At 66.1% G+C, this 18,028-nt stretch carries 18 protein-coding genes and 1 pseudogene; 12 read left to right on the forward strand and 7 right to left on the reverse strand.

All coding sequences use genetic code 11. The features are described from left to right. Positions 1-233: 233 nt before the first annotated feature. Positions 234-1,775 (reverse strand): carboxylesterase/lipase family protein, encoded by a 1,542-nt coding sequence (locus tag NS6_RS01375; protein WP_210746583.1) that lies wholly within the window; start codon positions 1,773-1,775, stop codon positions 234-236. Between the two features lie 210 nt (positions 1,776-1,985). Between NS6_RS01375 and NS6_RS01380 the strand changes: the two genes are divergently transcribed. The 3 genes from NS6_RS01380 (at position 1,986) to NS6_RS01390 (ending at position 3,975) form a co-directional block, all read left to right on the forward strand. Beyond that, positions 1,986-2,624: a TetR/AcrR family transcriptional regulator gene (locus tag NS6_RS01380; RefSeq protein ID WP_068036034.1), complete on the forward strand. Its 639-nt coding sequence runs from the start codon at positions 1,986-1,988 to the stop codon at positions 2,622-2,624. An 80-nt stretch (positions 2,625-2,704) separates the two neighbouring features. After that, positions 2,705-3,478 carry an ArsR/SmtB family transcription factor gene (locus tag NS6_RS01385; protein ID WP_068035422.1) on the forward strand — a complete coding sequence of 258 codons (774 nt, stop codon included), beginning with the start codon at positions 2,705-2,707 and terminating at the stop codon, positions 3,476-3,478. After that, complete coding sequence (locus NS6_RS01390; protein ID WP_068035424.1) at positions 3,478-3,975, forward strand: hypothetical protein; 498 nt, start codon at positions 3,478-3,480, stop codon at positions 3,973-3,975. The genes NS6_RS01385 and NS6_RS01390 overlap by 1 nt, the downstream gene beginning before the upstream one ends. Before the next feature lie 53 nt (positions 3,976-4,028). On the opposite strand, the gene NS6_RS01395 is transcribed toward NS6_RS01390, so the two are convergent. Then, a complete protein-coding gene (locus NS6_RS01395; RefSeq protein ID WP_084470523.1) occupies positions 4,029-5,072 on the reverse strand; it encodes a helix-turn-helix transcriptional regulator in 1,044 nt (347 codons plus the stop codon). A gap of 64 nt (positions 5,073-5,136) precedes the next feature. Between NS6_RS01395 and NS6_RS33590 the strand changes: the two genes are divergently transcribed. Then, a complete protein-coding gene (locus NS6_RS33590; RefSeq protein ID WP_210746584.1) occupies positions 5,137-5,937 on the forward strand; it encodes a nuclear transport factor 2 family protein in 801 nt (266 codons plus the stop codon). Between the two features lie 132 nt (positions 5,938-6,069). Here NS6_RS33590 and NS6_RS01405 read toward each other — a convergent pair whose 3' ends face one another. After that, a complete protein-coding gene (locus tag NS6_RS01405; protein WP_174552547.1) occupies positions 6,070-6,864 on the reverse strand; it encodes an SDR family NAD(P)-dependent oxidoreductase in 795 nt (264 codons plus the stop codon). A 304-nt stretch (positions 6,865-7,168) separates the two neighbouring features. Between NS6_RS01405 and NS6_RS34495 the strand changes: the two genes are divergently transcribed. Together NS6_RS34495 and NS6_RS01410 are read left to right on the forward strand one after the other, a co-directional pair. After that, positions 7,169-7,315, forward strand: a complete 147-nt coding sequence (locus NS6_RS34495; protein ID WP_157112576.1) for a hypothetical protein — start codon at positions 7,169-7,171, stop codon at positions 7,313-7,315. A gap of 27 nt (positions 7,316-7,342) precedes the next feature. Beyond that, positions 7,343-8,305, forward strand: coding sequence for a hypothetical protein (locus NS6_RS01410; RefSeq protein ID WP_068035426.1), 963 nt, complete (start codon positions 7,343-7,345; stop codon positions 8,303-8,305). A 426-nt stretch (positions 8,306-8,731) separates the two neighbouring features. Here the strand turns inward: NS6_RS01410 and NS6_RS01415 are convergent, their stop codons facing one another. From NS6_RS01415 to NS6_RS01425, 3 genes are all read right to left on the reverse strand, one after another. Continuing rightward, positions 8,732-9,238, reverse strand: coding sequence for a hypothetical protein (locus tag NS6_RS01415; RefSeq protein WP_068035428.1), 507 nt, complete (start codon positions 9,236-9,238; stop codon positions 8,732-8,734). Positions 9,239-9,475: 237 nt separating this feature from the next. After that, positions 9,476-10,102 (reverse strand): response regulator, encoded by a 627-nt coding sequence (locus NS6_RS01420; RefSeq protein WP_068035430.1) that lies wholly within the window; start codon positions 10,100-10,102, stop codon positions 9,476-9,478. Beyond that, the gene (locus NS6_RS01425; RefSeq protein ID WP_068035432.1) at positions 10,099-11,313 is read right to left on the reverse strand and encodes a sensor histidine kinase; all 1,215 of its coding nucleotides are present in this window, start codon (positions 11,311-11,313) and stop codon (positions 10,099-10,101) included. The genes NS6_RS01420 and NS6_RS01425 overlap by 4 nt, the downstream gene beginning before the upstream one ends. A 223-nt stretch (positions 11,314-11,536) precedes the next feature. Here NS6_RS01425 and NS6_RS01430 point away from each other — a divergent pair, with 223 nt between their 5' ends. The 5 genes and pseudogenes from NS6_RS01430 to NS6_RS36400 all read left to right on the forward strand — a co-directional run bounded on the left by NS6_RS01430 (position 11,537) and on the right by NS6_RS36400 (position 16,234). Continuing rightward, entirely contained in the window at positions 11,537-12,574 is a 1,038-nt protein-coding gene (locus tag NS6_RS01430) for an ABC transporter permease (protein WP_210746585.1), read from the forward strand. After that, entirely contained in the window at positions 12,571-13,263 is a 693-nt protein-coding gene (locus tag NS6_RS01435) for an ABC transporter ATP-binding protein (RefSeq protein WP_068035437.1), read from the forward strand. The genes NS6_RS01430 and NS6_RS01435 overlap by 4 nt, the downstream gene beginning before the upstream one ends. 242 nt (positions 13,264-13,505) lie before the next feature. After that, the gene (locus tag NS6_RS01445; protein WP_068035440.1) at positions 13,506-14,417 is read left to right on the forward strand and encodes a class I SAM-dependent methyltransferase; all 912 of its coding nucleotides are present in this window, start codon (positions 13,506-13,508) and stop codon (positions 14,415-14,417) included. 898 nt (positions 14,418-15,315) lie between these two features. Beyond that, positions 15,316-15,901, forward strand: a pseudogene (locus NS6_RS33595) (DUF4158 domain-containing protein); the annotation flags it as partial. 159 nt (positions 15,902-16,060) lie between these two features. After that, positions 16,061-16,234, forward strand: a complete 174-nt coding sequence (locus NS6_RS36400; RefSeq protein ID WP_371859294.1) for a Tn3 family transposase — start codon at positions 16,061-16,063, stop codon at positions 16,232-16,234. 223 nt (positions 16,235-16,457) lie between these two features. On the opposite strand, the gene NS6_RS01455 is transcribed toward NS6_RS36400, so the two are convergent. Next, positions 16,458-17,216 carry an SDR family NAD(P)-dependent oxidoreductase gene (locus tag NS6_RS01455; RefSeq protein WP_068036040.1) on the reverse strand — a complete coding sequence of 253 codons (759 nt, stop codon included), beginning with the start codon at positions 17,214-17,216 and terminating at the stop codon, positions 16,458-16,460. A gap of 146 nt (positions 17,217-17,362) precedes the next feature. On the opposite strand from NS6_RS01455, the gene NS6_RS01460 reads away from it, so the two are divergent. Beyond that, a complete protein-coding gene (locus tag NS6_RS01460; RefSeq protein WP_068035444.1) occupies positions 17,363-17,998 on the forward strand; it encodes a TetR/AcrR family transcriptional regulator in 636 nt (211 codons plus the stop codon). Positions 17,999-18,028: the final 30 nt, after the last annotated feature.

The raw sequence follows: 18,028 nt of genomic DNA on the forward strand, positions 1-18,028 counted from the left end.
AACCTAGATACGACGATATGCGCATCTAACCATGTATTGTTCATCCGCCGACCGCCTGGCTAGAAGTGCTTGCGCGTCGAGCTCACACCGAGGCAGGGGGAGGGGCCTCTCACTGTGCGGGCACAAAGCTGGCTACCGTGCGTCCGAGCCCTTCAGTCGTGCCCTCGACGTGATTCGGTGTCGGCCGGGCCTGCATCGCGACACAGCCTTCCGCCGCCTTGTCCAGGGCGGCCTCAGTGCAAGTCGATTCCGTCCCATAGGTGGCGGTTCGGGTACGGGTCGTCGACGGCAGCTGGCCGGAGGTCCATCCGCATGGTGGTTCTGCGAGTGGTTTCGTACGGTGCCCAGTTCGCCCGGCCAGTGTGGGCGAACTGCACCCAGGTGCGATGCATCAGGTCGGCCAGCTGCTGGGGTGGGTTCGGGCCGGTGATCCATTGCATACGCCGGTCGTGCAGCCGATCGAAGACGAACGGGACCTCGAGGAAGTGGCATGCTCCGAGTTGCCCGTCGAACTGCGGGGACCGCCAGGCGAATTCGTACAGGTAGGTGGCACCTGGTGCGCTGGTGCGCGCGTCGGCGAGCCGCAGGCCCGGGATGGTGTAGAACCAGTCCGCCTGCAGGATGGCCAGTAGCGCACCGGGGCCGGCGCCCGGGTAGGCGGCGCGGTAGGCGGGCAGTGCCCGGTCGACCGGTAGCCGGTACAGGCGCATTGCCGTGAACAGTTCCTCGTCGGTGACCGACTCGAGGCTACCGAACGGCACCAGCGACAGCCGCCCTTCTTCGCTGTTGTGGCCGATCAGCACATCCACATCGCTGCCGGCACCGGCAGTGATGGCGTCGACAGGTGCCGAAGGAAGGGTGGCGCCGTCGATGGTGGGGCGCCACATATTGACCCGGCACCCGGGCTCGCCGCCCCAGCGTTGCGGGTCCGGCCGCCGCGCCAGATCGCTCATGACCGAGGTCTGGGCGGCGAGGACCCGCTCGACCCCGGCCGCGGCAACGTCCTCACGTGTCGGTGGCACGCCGAGCTTCGCGGCGAGGCGGTGCCCGATCTCATTCGCGGTATCGGTGGAGTAGCACAAATTGCCCGCACCGCTCTGCATGATCGCGCGCCGGAACAGTCCCTCGGCCCGTGGCATCGCCAGCAGCGTGCCGACGGCCATTGCGCCGGCGGATTGTCCGAAGACGGTGACATTGCCGGGGTCGCCGCCGAAGTGGGAGATGTTGTCGCGCACCCATTCCAGTGCCGCGATTTGATCGAGGAGCGCGATATTCGCAATGCCGTCGTCGAGGAACAGGAAGCCCTCGGCACCGAGCCGGTAGTTGAGCGCAACGAACACCACGCCGTCGCGGGCAAAAGCATGGCCGTCATAGAGGCCGTTACTGCCGGTGTCGAAACCGCCGCCGAATATCCACACCATCACCGGTAGGCGCGTGGATCCGGGTTCGGGTGTCCAAATGTTCAGGTTGAGGTAGTCCGCGCCGGGAATCGCCGGCGCGAAGAAGTCCAGTGGCGGCGGTGTCGGCGGCTGTGGGGGAGTGGGGCCGAGGGGCACTGCATCGCGGACTCCGGTCCACGCACGGACCGGCCGCGGTGGCAGGTAGCGCGCCACCCCTTGTGGCGGCGCGGCATAGGGCACCCCCTTGAATGCGTGTACGCCGTCGGTCGCGCTCCCGCGCACTCGCCCGGATCGTGTCTCCACGACCGATCCGGTGATGTCACCGGCGCCGCATCCGGTGCTGCCCAGCATTGCGAATGCTGAAGTCGCGGCCATGGCGCGAATGACTGTCCTGCGGTTCAAGGCGTGCGTCCTTTCCCGGCGCCGGTTCGTGATAGGCAACCGAGTGGTCGGCCGCTGGATACGGAAGCCGAGGGCTTATCTCACCTGCGGTCCCCATAGGGTTCTTTCCCATAAACCTACGGTGTAGGTTTCAAATGCACGGTATAGCCTACGGCGTAGGTTTGGCAAGGGAAGGGAGTGGCCGTGGCCAGGCGTACGCAAGGCAGATCGGCGGGCCTCACACGTGACCGGATCGCGGCCGCCGCCGTCGCGCTCGTCGACCGCGACGGCTTGGAGCGGTTCGGTGTCCGGCGGCTCGCCGATGAGCTCGGAGTCGACCCGATGTCGATCTACAACCACATCAAGGGCAAAGCGGCGCTGTTGGACGCGATATCCGAGGCCGTACTGACCGAAATGTCGACCGGAATTGCTGCGGAGTCCGATACCTGGGAAGAGATCGCGCGCCGAACAGCGCACCACTATCGGCGGACCGCGTGCCGGCACCCCCATGTGGTCCCACTGCTTGCCACCCGGCCACAGAATTCCCCCGTGGCCCTCGCTGCGTTGGAGCAATTGGTTTCCGCGATGCGCACGGGGGGCGTCCCCGATGACGTCATCGCAGACGCGCCTCTGATGCTGTTCGGCTTCCTGAACGGCTATCTGCTGGCGCTCCTCGGCGGTGAACCCGGCAGCCCCGCAACCGTTCCCGCATTCGACCCCGAGGTGTATCCCACGATGGCCACTCTCGCGCCCCGGATGACGGACTTCGGATCCGTGCAAGAGTTCGACCGGTTACTGGACATGATGCTCGCCGGAATCCGGCACCGGGCGACCGGCATCTGACAGTCGCGGTGCCGAAGTGCTACCTGTTGACATATGCAGGTAAATGCCTGCATAGTTTGAGCGTGCAATCCGAACCTGACATGGACGCGGTTTTCAAGGCACTCGCCGACGGCACCCGCCGACGGCTGCTGGACCGGCTGCGGGAGCGTAACGGCCAGACGCTGCAGGAGCTCTGCGAGCGGGTCGATATGGCCCGGCAGTCGTTGACCCAGCATCTCGACATTCTCGAGCGGGCCGGCCTGGTGACTGTGCTGCGGCGTGGGCGCGCGCGGGTGCACTACATCAATCCGACACCGATTCACGACATCGAACAACGCTGGATCTCCATCTTCGACCGCCCCCGGCTGGATGTCCTGCGCGCCATCAAGAACCAGGCAGAGGAGAACGCCATGACCGCCACCGTGCCGAGCTACGTCTACGTCACCTATATTCACGCCGGCGCCGAACAGGTGTGGAAGGCGCTGACCGACGCCGAATTGACCGCCCAGTACTGGTTTCACGAGAATGTGTCCGATTGGGAGCCCGGTTCACCCTGGGAGCACCGCCGCGCCGACGGCTCCGGCAAAATAGACGTCGTCGGCAAGGTGCTCGAGTCCGAACCGCCGACGAAGCTGGTCCTCACCTTCGAAGATTCCCCCGAGGACCGCCCGCCGTCTGTGGTGACCTTCCTCGTCGAGTCCCACCAGGACATCGTCCGGCTCACCGTCACCCACGAGAATCTGCTGAACGAGGAAATGCTTCAGGGTATTTCGCGAGGTTGGCCCTCGGTGATCGCCAACCTCAAGTCTCTGCTGGAAACCGGCAAGGTCCTTCCGCAGGCCCCGTGGGAAATGGACTCGGAGGTGCATGCGTGATGTTGGACACCACAGCATTGCACGATGCCTACGACTCGCTCCTGGAAGCCGCTGTCACCGTGGCAGATTCGGCCCACCTTCGGACACCACGGCCGGGTGAATGGAATGCCGATCGGATCCTGGCCCACGTCTGTCTCGTCACTGCGGGCACCATCGCCGCGGTGGCGGCGGTCGCGGCGGGCGAACACACCACCTACGACAATCGCCACGCCCTCGACACCTGGACCATCGACCGTGTGGTCGAACAGGCAGGCGGGTCCCCCGGCCTGCGTGCGCGGCTGCGCCGTCAGGTCGAGATCCTCTGCGGCTTCGGCGGACCTGCCCTGTCCGATCCCGAACTCGACAGCCCCGTCCCGCTCCTCGGGCTCTCCGCGGGCGCTCTGCTCACCGATGCCGTCGTGCCGCTGCGCGGACTGTTCAAGGGCCTGGCCGATATCGAGATCCCCAACCACACTCGGCAACTGCTGGCCCTTCTGCCCGAGAAGACCGCCGTCTGACACACGAAAGGCACCGAAGCGAGCGACCTTTTCCGGTATCTCGACCATGACCCTCAGCATCCTGATCCGGCCCCGGAATCGGGGTGTGGAGTAAGTTCTGCCTGCCGGTGAACGTCGTTCGCGCGCCCACTATAGATACGATTCATTGCTTGCAGGGTTTGGATGAGTTCCTTCCGGAGCTTTTCTGGTGCGACGATTTCGACGTCGGCGCCGAGTTTGAGGAGTTCGGGTACGGCCGCTTCGACCGACTCGATGGGGACCACGACCTCGGTCCAGCCTGCTGGGTCCGGTCCGGCCGCTGTTTGCCGGGCAGCGACAACCGTGGCCGGCTCCAGCAGGCTGGGCAGTCGGTCGATGCCGCGGCGAGAGAGCCGCAGAATTGCTGTGCCCCGGTGGCGGCGCTGGTCGAAATTGTTGAGGTAGCTGTTCCAGTGGGCGCCCAGATCAAAGCCTTCGGAGCGGTCGAACGGTTGGGGAAGCACATCCACGTCGAGGATGCGGGAGATCCGGTAGGTACGCAGCTGTCCCTGGCTGCGAGCCACGAGGTACCAGTTTCCGGCCTTGAGGACGAGGCCGTGCGGCTCGACGGTTCGGGTGATCTCGTGAGGCTCTGCCCAGCGCAGGTAGCGGATCCGCGCCGCGTGCTGGTTCCAGGTGGCGTCGGCGATCGAGGCCAGATGGGGTGTGTGCTCCGTGTCGCCGTACCAGGGTGGGGAGTCGAGGTGGAATCGATCGGCAATGTGGCTGGCGCGGTCGCGCAGTTCGGCAGGCAACGCGGCCTCTAGTTTGAGCTGCGCGGTGGTCACTGCGGCAGTCAGGCCCAGTTGGGCGGCAGCCGTCGGCAGCCCGGCCAGGAAAAGCGCCTCGGCCTCGGCCGTGGTGAGACCGGTCAGCCGGGTCCGGTAACCGCCGAGTAGTCGGTAGCCGCCCTCGTGCCCAGGCTCTCCGTACACCGGCACGCCCGCGGTACTGAGCGATTCCACATCCCGGTAGATCGTCCGCACCGATACCTCCAGGATGTCCGCCAGCTCCTGGGCGGTCATCCGGTCTCGGGATTGCAGCAGTAACAGCAGGGACACCAGACGAGCCGCGCGCATGCCCACAAGACTGCCAAAGTTCACTGACAGAAGATGTCAGGGAAGCTTGGTTAGTGTCTCGACCATGACCTTTACAACGGATATCGGCTCCCTGACCAGCCGCTATACAGCCGTGTGGAACGAGCCGGACCATACTCGGCGGCGCAAGGCCATCGCCGAGCTGTGGACCGAGGACGGAGTGGAGTACAGCGAAGTCGGCGAGTACCGAGGGCATGACGCCATCGAAGCCCGAGTCACCAGCGCGTACGAGCAGTTCGTCACGACAGGAGGATTCGTCTTCGTCCCTGCGGGGGACTCCGTGACCCACCACAACGCAGTCACGTTCTCTACCCACATGGTTCCCGCGGCGGGCGGCGTTCCCGTCTGGAGCGGCGCCGTCTTCATGCTTCTCGACCAGGACGGACGAATCCAGCACGACTACCAGTTCACCGGCAAGGACGCGGGCACCCGTGCCGTCGTGGCCGAGTTCCTCCGCCGCTTGACCGAAGGCGATCCGGACAGTATCGCCGACCTGTTCGCCGATACTGTCGACTGGCAGCTCGACTGGCCCGCTGCGGGGCATCCCGCCGTGCCCTGGATCCGACAGCGATCGACGCGCACCGACGTCGCCGACCACTTCCGGGCGCTGAACGAGTTTCACATCCCCGAGAAGAGGGGAGGGGCGACGCCCACGGTCCTGGTCGACGGCCCGGATGCTGTGGTGCTCGGCGATATTCGCCAGACGGTGAAGGCGACCGGCAGGACGTACAGCGCTCGCTGTGCACTACGCCTCACCATCGAAGATGGTGTGATCACCCGCTACCACGTCTACGAAGACAGCCTCACCGTTGCGCAAGCACTGACCGATAATGGCCCTGTCCACTGAGTGTCCACGAGCCGAGACCTTCGGCTGATATAGAGTGCTACGTGGATATGCGCATCTACTAATGATAATTCCACCATAATCTGTGGCGATCCGGATTCAACTCCAACTACACAAAGAGAGGGGCTTCCTGCCTCACTCGGTGTCCGAGTTCGTAGCAACCATCTCGGCGACTCGTTCGACGATGTTCGGGTATCGCATCGTGTGCGCACCGCCGTTGAGGTCGATTGCCGAGCCGGTCATCCAGCCGGTGTCGCCGGAGGTGAGGAAGGCGATTGTGCGGGCTACATCTTCCGGCGTGCCGGCGCGGCCCAACGGGGTGTTCTCGATGTATTCGTCGACCAGTCCGGGAACAAGCGTCGCGCCGTAGGTGAGGGGTGTGTGGACGAAGCCGGGATTGACCGCGTTCACGCGAATGCCGCGTGGTGCCAGTTCCATGGCGGCAACTTGGGTGAGCATGAGTACCCCGGCCTTCGCCGCGCAGTATGCGCCCATTCCTACGCCCGGTTGCCGGCCGTTGAGCGAGGCAACAAGCACGATGGATCCGCCGTCGCGCATGGAATGGGTGGCATTTTTGACGGTGAGGAACGCTCCGGTGAGGCAGACGTCGACGGTGGCTTTCCAGTCGGCAAGGGAGAGGTCGGCGATTGTTCCGGGACGGGAGATTCCGGCGCAGTCGACGACGGTACCGATCGGTCCGTGGTCGGCGGCGACGGTGTCGAACAGGGTGCGCATTGCTTGTTCGTCGGTGACCTCGACCCGGTGCCCGGTCGTGTTCCCGCCGAGTTCGGTGGCCTGGGTTTCCGCAGCGATGCCGTCGAGGTCGGCGATGATCACGGTGTCACCGCGGGCGGAGAGCAGTTGGGCGGTGGCCCAGCCGATTCCGGAGGCGCCGCCGATCACGATCGCGATCTGCCCGGGTGTGCTCATGACGGTCCCTCCGTATCGGTGCGCGGCCGGGCGTCACCCACCCACCGCGTCGGACATCGATCTATACAGCTGTCTAACAGCTCGCCGCTGGTTTGGCCAGCATTGCAGCCAAGGGCTTGTGCGTCACTGGATCTCTGAGGGGGCAGCAGAAGCGGTGAGGGCCGCCGGCGCACATCGAGAGCATCGACTTCTCTTCGGCGCATCTATGCCGAGCCGGCCCAGCTCGGGCCGACCGGGGATCGGCACCTGCGAAGTCGGCGGTTACTATGTGGCCCTGTTCCGGTGTGGTCGGGGAGGTTCGTAGGTGACGTTGATCGAGCGCACCGCGCTCTCGCCTTACCTACGCGCCCGCGTCAGCTGCGGCGCCACCCTCGATTTCGCCCACCGATCCGCGCCGTTCGTCCCGGAGCTTCTCGTGATCGACCCCATCCACCTAGACCTCGCCGCCTGAGCGCCCGGTCGCAAGAGAACTACATTGATGGGCGGTTCGGGCAACGGTGCGATCATCGCGAAACTGTTGCAGGCAGCCGAACGTATCGCCGACGCGCTGGTGTGGAAAGCCGCCCCGCAGGTCAGCAAGAAGCACCATGACTTTCCGCGCGAGATACGGAACTCCCTCGAACGATTCCGGCACGAAGACCAGCAGCTCGCTCACGAGAAGATCGACACGGTCGGCCGCGCTGCACATACGGACCGCGGTGCCGCCGACGGACACCCGGAATCCGGCGCAAGCACGCAGGTGCCGGTCGGCGAACCGTACCCGAACCGATTCGAAGCCGACCCCGGCGAGGTCGGGAGCGGAGAGAGCGGGGCTGGTTCCGCATCCCGGCCACATCCGCTTCGTGGACTCTGGTTGGAAAGAAGGGTGTCGGCGGACTCGATCGACCCTTTCACATCGATCATGGACCTGCCTCATGAGGAAGCGGCAGCGATCGCGCACAAGAGGGGAACGCGGATTGCGAACGCCGATTACGTGGACATCCGCAAGCAGGTCGAAGCCTGGCTGCGTTCATACGCTGCGGAGAAGGGAGAGCCGATTGCCGACAACCCGCTTTACTTCAAGCTTGTGAGCGAGCGGGGTACGTACCCGCCCGCCGAAGGATCCGTCGCCATTCGGATTCCCGCGGACTCGATCCCCACCGAGCGCCTGACGTTTACGATCGAGGACAGCTTCTTCAACTACCAGATGGTGGCGGGGATGGCTGCATCCAATACGCCAGAGGGGTTCGAGCCGAAGATCATCCATGGTGTGGATGCGGACACGTCTATCGACTTCGATGGAGAACACCGGAAGTATCTCGACGCATTTCAATCCGGGCGATACATCGAGGCGCAGGTATGGTCGCGGGATGATCCGATCCTGGCGGAGGCGCGAATGCAGTTCCGGCAGGGGATACCCACGGATCGGACGATAATCGTGGAGTCTCCGCCGCAGGGTTAGACATTGCCGGATATCGAACCGCCACAGAACCAGCATCGAGCGGCCTTGCAGGTTCGGGGCCGGGAGTGCTGCAGGGAATCCGGCGGTGGCAGAAGCCGAACGCGTCGTCGCCACCGATGGCCTGCACCACGCGCTCTGGGAACCAAACTTGCGCCCGCCTTCAGGTCCTGCGGTGTCCGGTCGGCCGGACGACGCCGCATCTCTGACACGAGGCGTACGCCATATCCGTTGATCAACACCGGAACCCCGGTAGGCGTCGACCGGGACACGCGGTAATTATCAAAATCGAAATTGTGAGCTATATCGGTTACCCATAACGGAATCCACTGTTTCATCGGGTCGCCTCACGGGGCGGGGCCCGGTGAGAATCACCGGGCCCCGCGTAGGCGCACAGGGTTACACCCCTGTGGTTGCCCGGTGTACGAACTACATCTGCCGTACCTGCTGGCGCATCTGGTGCATCTGCAGTTCCCACTGCATTGCGCGGTCCTGGGCCCGGGTGGACTGTTCCTCGGCCTGCTGGGCGAGGTTGGCGGCCTGGTCGGCCTGGTCCTGCGCCGACTGACAGCGCTGGTTGGCCTGGTTGGCGTCGGACTGGGCCTGCTGGGCCTGGCTCTGTGAGCGGTCGGCTTCGCTCTGCGCCTGCTGCGCTTGGTTCTGGGCCTGCTGCGCCTGCTGACGAGCTTGCTGCGCCTGCTGGGCGGCCTGGTTGGCCTGGCTCTGCGCGATCTGGGATTGGTGCTGTACCTGCCGGGCCTGCTGTTGCACCTGGCGGGCGAGGTTCTGCGCCTGCTGCGCGTACTGCCGCGCACTCTGGGCTTCCTGCCGTATTTCGTCCAGGCCCATGCGCAGCATTTCGAGGCTCTGGACTTGTTGGCTGCTGCCGTTGCTGGTGCGGGTGCGGGTGGCAGCGGTACTGGTGTCTTGCGCCATCTGAGCATCCTTCCAAAGGGGGGTTTGAAACGGACCGACTCGTGGAGCGCTCAATATCCTCGCACAGCACGGCCCAGTGGCAACCCTGCGATTCACGCGGACCACACTGCATATCCGCTGGTGGGACGTCCACTCGCGGATATCGGACGTGATGTGGGCGCAACGGCGGCGAATATGTGCACCCCCGGTGCGGGGTGATGCCCGATCGAGATCACACCGTCATGATCTGCGCGTACTTCACCGGCGGATGAGGCCGAGGTCGGTGGCGACGGCGACGGCGGCAGTGCGGGAGTCGACGCCGAGTTTGTTGTAGATCCGGGCGAGATGGGATTTGACGGTGCCTTCGGTGAGGTGAAGTCGTTGGCCGATGGCGTGGTTGGACAGGCCGTCGGCGACCAGGGTGAGTACTTCGGTTTCGCGCCGGGTGAGGGCGGTACCGGGCGTGCGCAGGCGGTTCATCAGCCGGTCGGCGACGGTGGGCGCCAGCGTGGTCCGGCCTGCCGCTGCGGTGCGGACGGCGGCAGCGAGGTCTTCGGGTGGTGCGTCTTTGAGGAGGTATCCGGTGGCGCCGGCTTCGATGGCGGGCAGCGTGTCGGCGTCGGAGTCGTAGGTGGTGACGATCAGTACGCGGGGTGCGTCGGGTCGGGCGGTGATCCGGGCGGTGGCTTCGGCTCCACCCATGCCCTTGCCGAACTGCAGATCCATGAGGACGACGTCGATATCGCCTGCGGCGGCCCGGTCGACGGCGCCCTCCGCGGTGGCTGTTTCGGCGACTACGAGGAGACCTGGCTCGGTTTCGAGGACGGCCCGCAGCCCGGCTCGCACTACAGGGTGGTCGTCGGCGAGGAGGAGTCGGATGGTCACGGTCGGACCTCGGGTTCGGTCGGTGGGGTGCGGGGTATCCGGGCAGCGAGTGCGGTGCCGTGGCCGGGTGCGGATTCGACGGTCAGGGAGCCGCCGAGTGCGTGGACGCGGGCGCGTATGGCCGCCAGCCCGAATCCGCCGCGGTCGGGTTCGGGGGTGGGGAGGCGGGCGGGGTCGAATCCGCGGCCGTTGTCGGTGATGTCGAGGGTGACGTGATCGTCGAGGTAGCCGAGCGTGACTTCGGCGGTGGTGGCGTCGGCGTGGCGAACAGTGTTGGCGAGGGCGGATTGGGCGATGCGTAGTAGTGCGACCTCGTCTGTGGTGGCCAGTGGGCCGGGGTCGCCGACGCGATGGAATTTCACGTCGAGGCGGTGGCGGGCGCCGGTGGTGGCGCAGAGTCGTTCCAGTGCGTCGGCCAGTGTGCTGTTGTCCAGTGCGGGTGGGGTGAGGGCGGCGACGAAGCGGCGTGCCTCGGCGAGATTGTCCTGGGCGGCTTGGCGGGCTTGGTCGACGTGGCGGGCGGCGGTGTCGGGCCGGCTCGGGAGGGCGCGTTCGGCGGCGCGCAGCAGTAACTGGATGCTGGACAGTCCTTGGGCGAGGGTGTCGTGGATTTCGCGGGCGAGGCGTTCGCGTTCGGCGAGCATTCCGGCGGTGCGCTGGGCTCGGGCGAGGTCGGCGCGGGTGGCGGTGAGTTCGTCGATGAGGCGTCTGCGTTGTTCGCTTTCCCGGTACAGGGCTTGGTAGCCGCGGACGACGGCGACGGCGACGGCGGCGCCGAGTGCGGGCCCGATCGCCATGGCCGGGGCGAAGGAGTGCTGGTGGGCAGCGAAGCCGATGATGGCTGCGGTGGCGGTGACGGTGACGGTGACGTATCCGGCGCGGCGGGGCAGCAGGTGGAGTTGGAGGAAGTACAGCGGGAAGGCGACCCATACGGCGTCCGGGGACAGGGCCAGTAGTGCGAGCCATACGGCACCGACGGCGGTGAGCCACCAGGTGGCGGCGGGCCGGGAGTGGCGGATGCGGGGCAGGAGTGGGCCGGCGGTGTATACGAGTGCGCAGATCGTGGCTGTCACGGTGGTCGCCGCGGCGTGGGCTTGGTGCTGGGTGATCGCGCGGACTGCGGTGAGTGTGAGCAGGCCGAGGATCAGCAGGTGCAGGCACCGGGCGAGGGCCCGGGTGGTGGGGGTCAGGTCGGGTGCGGTGGTGTTCACGGTGCTTTCCAGGTTACGGAGGCCGGGTGTCCGGGGGCCTCTGTCGAAAGTTGGAATTCGGGTGGTGTCTTCCGGTTCGTGAAGTGCCGTCCGGTGTGGGATGTGCGGGGCGGGCCGGGCGGCGAGGGTGGACTCGTACCGTTTCCACTGTCGGAGAGGACAGGCCGAGGTTGTGTTTGTTGCCTGGAGAGATCTGAAGTTCGCCAAGGGGCGTTTCGCTCTGATGGGGACTGTGATCGTGCTGATCACGCTGCTGGTCGGGTTGTTGTCCGGCCTCACGGCCGGGCTGGGCCGGCAGAATATTTCCGCGATCACGTCGCTACCTGCGGATCTGATTGTTTTTGCCGCGCCGGGCGAGGGCCAGGATGTGTCGTACACCGGTTCTTCGGTCACTGATCGACAGTGGCAGGAGTGGGCTGGTGCTCCTGGTGTGGAGGACGCCGAACCGCTGGGCATCACCACCACCCGCGCCGCGACGGGCGCCGGCAGTGTCGGTGTGTCTGTGTTCGGTGTGCTTCCCGGTTCCCGTCTCGCCCCGGACGGCGGCAGTATCGATGCCGAGTCGGTGGTGTTGTCCACGCCGGCGGCGTCCGAACTCGGTGTGGGCGCAGGTGATTTCGTCACTGTGGCCGGGCAGCGGCTGCGGGTGGCTGCTGTTGAGGGCGATGCCTATTTCAGCCATACCCCGGTGGTGTGGGCGGGCCTGGATTTCTGGCGGGAGATCGCGCCGCCTGCGGGGTCGGGTGCGGAGTCGGCGGCGTCGGTTGTCGCTGTGAACGCGACGTCCGGGACGGATGTGGCGGCCATCGATCGGTTGGCGGGGACGAGGACTGTCGGTGTCGACGATTCGTTGTCGGCGATCGGTTCCTATGCCTCCGAGAACGGCTCTTTGCAGTTGATGCGGGGTTTCCTGTTCGTAATCTCGGCTCTGGTCGTCGGGGCGTTCTTCACGGTGTGGACAGTGCAGCGTAGCGGCGATATCGCGGTGCTGAAAGCGCTCGGTGCCACTACGGCCGGGCTGCTGGTGGATGCGCTCGCTCAAGCTGTGGTGCTGCTGGTGGGTGGCACATTGCTGGGCACAGCTCTTGCGGCCGGGCTGGGAGTGTTCATCGCCGGCTCCGCTGTTCCGTTCCATCTCACTGCGGCCACTGTCCTCGTTCCGGCGGCGGTGATGGTTCTGGTGGGCGCTGTGGGCGCCGCTGTATCTGTCCGTCGCATTACTTCTGTCGACCCGTTGACTGCTTTGGGGAGCGCCCGATGAGCCTGAATCTGATCGATATCACTCTTACCTACCCGGACGGTGACAACCGTTTGACGGCTTTGGACAAGGTCGGCCTGGAAGTTCCCCGCGGCAGTCTGACTGCGGTGGTCGGTCCTTCCGGTTCTGGTAAGTCGAGTCTGCTCGCTGTCGCGGCTACCTTGATCACTCCCGACGCCGGGACGGTGGTCATCGACGGTACGTCGACCACGGGTCTGCGCCGTAGTGAGCTGACCGATCTGCGGCGTAGCACGATCGGGATCGTCTTCCAGCAGCCGAATCTCATCGCCTCGCTGACCGCTGTCGAACAGTTGCAGGTGATGGCCCATATCGATGGTCGTAAACCGGGCGCGGCGCGCGGCCGGGCGATGGAGTTGCTGGATGCGGTCGGTCTGGCGGAGGTGGCGGGGCGTCGTCCGCACCAGCTGTCGGGTGGTCAGCGGCAGCGTGTCGGTATTGCGCGGGCGTTGATGAACGACCCCACGGTGTTGCTGGTCGACGAGCCCACCAGTGCACTCGATCACGAACGCGGTGCCGCGGTCCTCGATCTGATCGGCCGTCTCACCCATCAGCGGTCCAGTGCCACGGTCCTGGTCACCCATGATCGCGCTCATCTCGCTGTGGCCGACCAAGTCGTGGAGGTCCACGACGGCCGGCTGCTGTTGCCTGCGACGGCTCGCGGTTTCGGCTGATCCGGTCACCACAGTGCGGCTTCTGTATGAACCGGGCGAATATGGGAAGGCGGTCCGGCCGGCCGGTGGGGGCCTCCGGCGCGGCCGGTTCGCCGAGCCAGCTGCGGGGGAATTCGCTCGGCTGTCTGGTCGACGCGGGCCTGGAGGCTATCCACCGGGATGTTGTGCGGCGTTCGCCTGAATACGGTCGGCCCGAATCGGCCGGCGGGGTTGCGGTGGCAAATCGGCAGTAGCTTGTCGGTATGGATATCGAGGGGCCCAGTCGGACAGCGCTCGTGACTGCCTACGCCCGTGCTTATCATCAAATTTTCGACCGGCCGAGGATTCTGACCGATCCACTGGCGACGCGTCTGCTGGGTGTCGATGTGGACGCGCTGGCCGAGTTGGGCCGGCCGCCGGTGGATAGTGCTGGTGGCGGTGGGCCGGATATTCTGCGGCTGGGTGTCGGTGATCGGCCGCGCCGCCTGTTCTTTGCTGCTCGTGCCCGTTTCGCCGAGGATTGTGTGGCCGATGCTGCCGCTGCCGGTGTCGGGCAGGTTGTTGTCCTCGGCGCGGGCCTGGACACCTTCGCTTACCGCAATCCTCATCCCGGTCTGCGTGTCTTCGAGGTCGATCACCCCGCTACGCAAGCCTGGAAGCATCAACGCCTCGCCGAATCCGGTATCGACGTGCCCGATCGGGTGACTTTTGTGCCGGTCGATTTCGAGACCGACACACTGGCAGCGCGGTTGGAGGCCACCGGCTTCCGCCGGGCCGATCCGGCCGTTTTCGTGTGGCTCGGTGTCGTCTACTATTTGACTCCGGACGCGGTCCGCGCGACCCTCGAATACGTCGTTGGTTGTTCCGAGCCGGTCGAGGTGATATTCGACTACCTGCAGGCGGCAGATACCGGCGAGGATCGTGCGCAGCTGCGGGCGCGCGCACATCGAGCTGCTGCTGTCGGCGAACCCTGGTTCAGCTATTTCGCTCCTGACGATATCGCCGCAGAGTTGCGCGCGCTCGGCTTCACCGCCGTCGACGACCGGCCCGCCGTGGACGTCATCGCCGGGTACTTGGACGGGTCCGCGGAATTCGCGGGTGAACCACCCGAGGCGCTGCGCCCGGTCCGCATCCTGCGGGCGAGCCGCTCAGGCCATGACGATGATTCGAGGTGAGGTCGCCCGGCCTTTGAGCGGCAGGACCCCCGCGCTCGAAGAGTGCGGGGGCCGTTGCGTCCATCGGGCCGTGGTCATCCCGCACCACAGCTTCGGGCCTGCCTGTCCTGAGATATTCGCGAGCGCGGCCTTTGTCGCTCTCGGATGGGTCGCTCGTCGCTATCCGGCTATCGGTCCGTGGCCGCACTGGGGAGCAGAGCTGATCCCCAGTGCGCGGTGGAACGGGGCGTCGTTGTCATCGTCGTCTTGGAACCGTTCCGCAGTGTCGGTTGTCGGCAGGATCTTGCGCCGCACCAACGATCGGCGCTCCTCAGCGTAGGAGCCGAGCAGCGCGTTCGGGGTCCACCGCGGTCGGGGGTGCCGCGGTCCAGCTTCCAGGCCAGGTTGTGTGCATCCTGCACACCTGCCGGGCTGTTGAGATGTTGTGCCGCGTCGCCGAGACGACCGTCCCCTCGAACCGCTCAACCAGGTGCTCATCCGGCTCCTGCGTGTCCTGCAGTCCTCGCTTGCCGACAATCTCCTGGGACCGGCGGTACAGGTCCGGGCCGAAAGCGCAACAACGTGCTTCGTGCACGGTCGCGTTGAGTGGCTGTTGGGGCGCATTCTTGCGCGGCACACGAATTGAGCGAAAGCCGCCACGTCAAGGGGAAAATCGTGCTCGTTCTCCAGCTGCTTTCGGGTCCATGTCCGCCCCGTCACTCTCGCCGAGGTACTCCCCGCCCCGCGGGCGCACGGTGTTCCCGCGCCGGGGGCGGGGAGTAGCCATATCCGCCGAAATCGGGCGGATATGGCGTAGTCGCCTGCTGGGTACCGGTTTCGTGCTCGGTGTGCGTGTGGGGATGGTTGGTGCTTTGCTGCCGATGATGATGTTTGTCGGCTGTGGTGGAGGCTGGGTTTCGTGGCGACGCGGATGTTCGCGGACCAGGAACTGGAACGTCTGCGAGGGTTTTCCGAGATCAGTCGTGAGGAGCTGTTTCGGTACTTCGCTCTGACGGCGTCGGATCTGGTGTTCGTCGATCCGGGTTGTGGTCGTGGCCCGGCAGACCGGTTGGGATTGGCGATCGCGTTGTGCACGTTGCCGTGGCTGGGATTCGTGCCGGACCGGTTGGTCACGGCTCCGCGGGTGGCGGTAACCCGTCTGGCCGAGCAGCTTGGGGTGGACCCGGTGGCTACGGCCGTCGGGCCAGGACCCGCACCGAGATTCCTACAACTATCTGCGCCAATTCACCCCGGCGGTGCTCTCGTCGGCGTGGTTCGCCGGCGGGACCGCGGTGGCGGAGCTGCTGGTCGCGGTGGCGATGCTGCGCGAGCTGAACGCAGCCGGTCGGCGCAAGGTCTTCGATGACGCCCCGAGCGGGTTCGTGCCGACGAAGTGGCGCGGCTACCTCGACCAGGCGCGGAAGACGGGCAGCGCGACGGCGTATCGGCACTACTGGGAGTTGTGCGTGTTGCCCGGGTTGCGGGCCGGGCAGCGCATCGACGACGAGGTCCTGGCCCACATCTCCCCGGCACACAGCGCCAACATCAACTTCTTCGGAGCGATCGAGGTCGATATCGATGCCGAGTTGGCGCAGCTCGGCCTACCGGGGATCGGCCTCTGCGCGTGCGCGGCACCCTGTTCTGACATTGCCGACTGCTGGGCCGTGCAAGAGTCCCGCCACAAGCTGGCCCGGGACGTGTGCCACGGCAAGCGCGGCACCATCCATCAGGCGTACCGCGACGGCGTTGAGGACCAGTTTGGCGCGCTCGGCCTGGTCCTCAACGCCGTCGTGCTCTGGACCACTCGCTACATCGACGCCACCATCGTCCAGTTCTAGGCCGAGGGCCACGAGCTCCGGGAGGAGGACGTCGCCAGGCTCTCCCCGCTCGATCGCAACCTGAACCTTCTCGGCCGCTACAGCTTCACCCCGAGCGTCCCATCCGCTGGCGCCCTGCGCTCGCTGCGCGACCCGGACGCGTCGGAACTGGACGAAGACGAGACCGGCGTGAATGAATCCGGCTCGCTGCTGCCCGCGACCCGGCGCAGGCTCGCTCGGTTGGTCAAAGGAGGGCGCCGCCGGAGACCTCGATGCGCTGGGCGGTCATCCATCGCAGGCCCTGCGACGCCAGCGTGGCGATGGCGTCGCCGATCTCCTCGGGTTCGCCGACGCGGCCGAGCGCGATCTGCCCGGCGAGACCCTGGCGCATCTCGGCGTCATCCCGCATGGCACCGCCGTTGAAGTCGGTGGCGGTCGGCCCAGGGGCAATGGAGTTGACCCGGATGCCGCGGGGGCCGAGCTCTGCGGCCAGAGTGCGGCTCAGGGCCTCGACGGCGGCCTTCGAGGCTGAGTAGACCGAGGTCGCGGGACTGGTGTGGCGCGTCAACGACGACGAGACGTTGATGACGCGGGCGCCCTGCGCCAGCAGCGGCACAAGCGCCTGGATGAGGAAGAACGTGCCCCGCACGTTCGTGCCGAACACCGTGTCGAAGTCGTCGGCCGTGACAGCTTCCAGCGGGCCGAAGACACCCACCCCCGCGTTGTTGACCACGATATCGAGCCGCGAAGCCCCCCAGCGCTCGAGCAGTCCGCTCAGCTCGGAAGTGAAGGCTCCGAAAGAGGAGACGTCGCTGATGTCGAGACGCACGACAGCGGCAGTCCCGCCCGCAGCGTGCACTTGCTGCGCCGTCTCCTCGGCCCCGGCCGCATCACCGCGATGGGTAACCACGACCCGCACCCCGCGCGCCGCCAGGGCAAGAACCGTACTTCGACCCAGGCCACGGTTCGCACCGGTCACCAAAGCGATCCTGTCGACTGTCATCAACTGCTCCTCGTCGCACGGCACCCGAGAGACGGCGGGCACCGCAATCAGATGCGAGTCGGTTGACTCGCCTTTCCGTCGCACTGTAGGCATGCCGAAGGAGGCGAGTCAAGTGACTCGCCTCGGAGCTAGGGCATACTGCACGCATGGCAGCAGAGCTCTCCCCCCATCACCGCCGCCTCGCCCAGCAAAAGCGTGAGGCGATCATCTCCGCAGCCACGGACCTCTTCCTGAACCGCGGTTACGACGGCACTTCCCTCGCCCGCATTGCCGAAGGGGCGGCAGTCTCGAAGTCCACCCTGTTCAAGCAGTTCCCCACCAAGGCAGCCCTCTTCGAGGCCATCGTCACCGAGTCCTGGCAGCGCGACGCCGGAGGCACTGTCGCACGGCCTCAGGCCGGAGACCTGCGTTCCGGCCTGACCTCCATCGGCCATCGCTACGCCGACCTGATCGGCCGGCCCGGCATGACAGCCCTGTTCCGCATCGTCATCGCCGAGCTGCCCCGCTTCCCCGAACTGGGGCGGATGCAGTTCCAGCTCGGCAAGCTGCCCTACTTCACCTCAGTCCAGCACTACCTCGAGTCGGAGCACGAGGCCGGTAACGCCGACGTCCCGGACGCCGAGAGCGCCGCCAACCAGTTCCTCGGGATGATCGCCAACTACGTCCTGTGGCCCCGTATGCTGCTGACCGACTGGAACCCCGCAGCCTCTGACATCCGCTACGCCGTCGAGCAGGCTGTAGAGACCATGCTCGCCCGCTACACCTCCGATCGACCAGCCTGATCCGAAGCCGGAATTCGTACGCCGGCACCG

This window comes from Nocardia speluncae NBRC 108251, assembly GCF_001613245.1.
Taxonomy (GTDB): domain Bacteria; phylum Actinomycetota; class Actinomycetes; order Mycobacteriales; family Mycobacteriaceae; genus Nocardia; species Nocardia speluncae.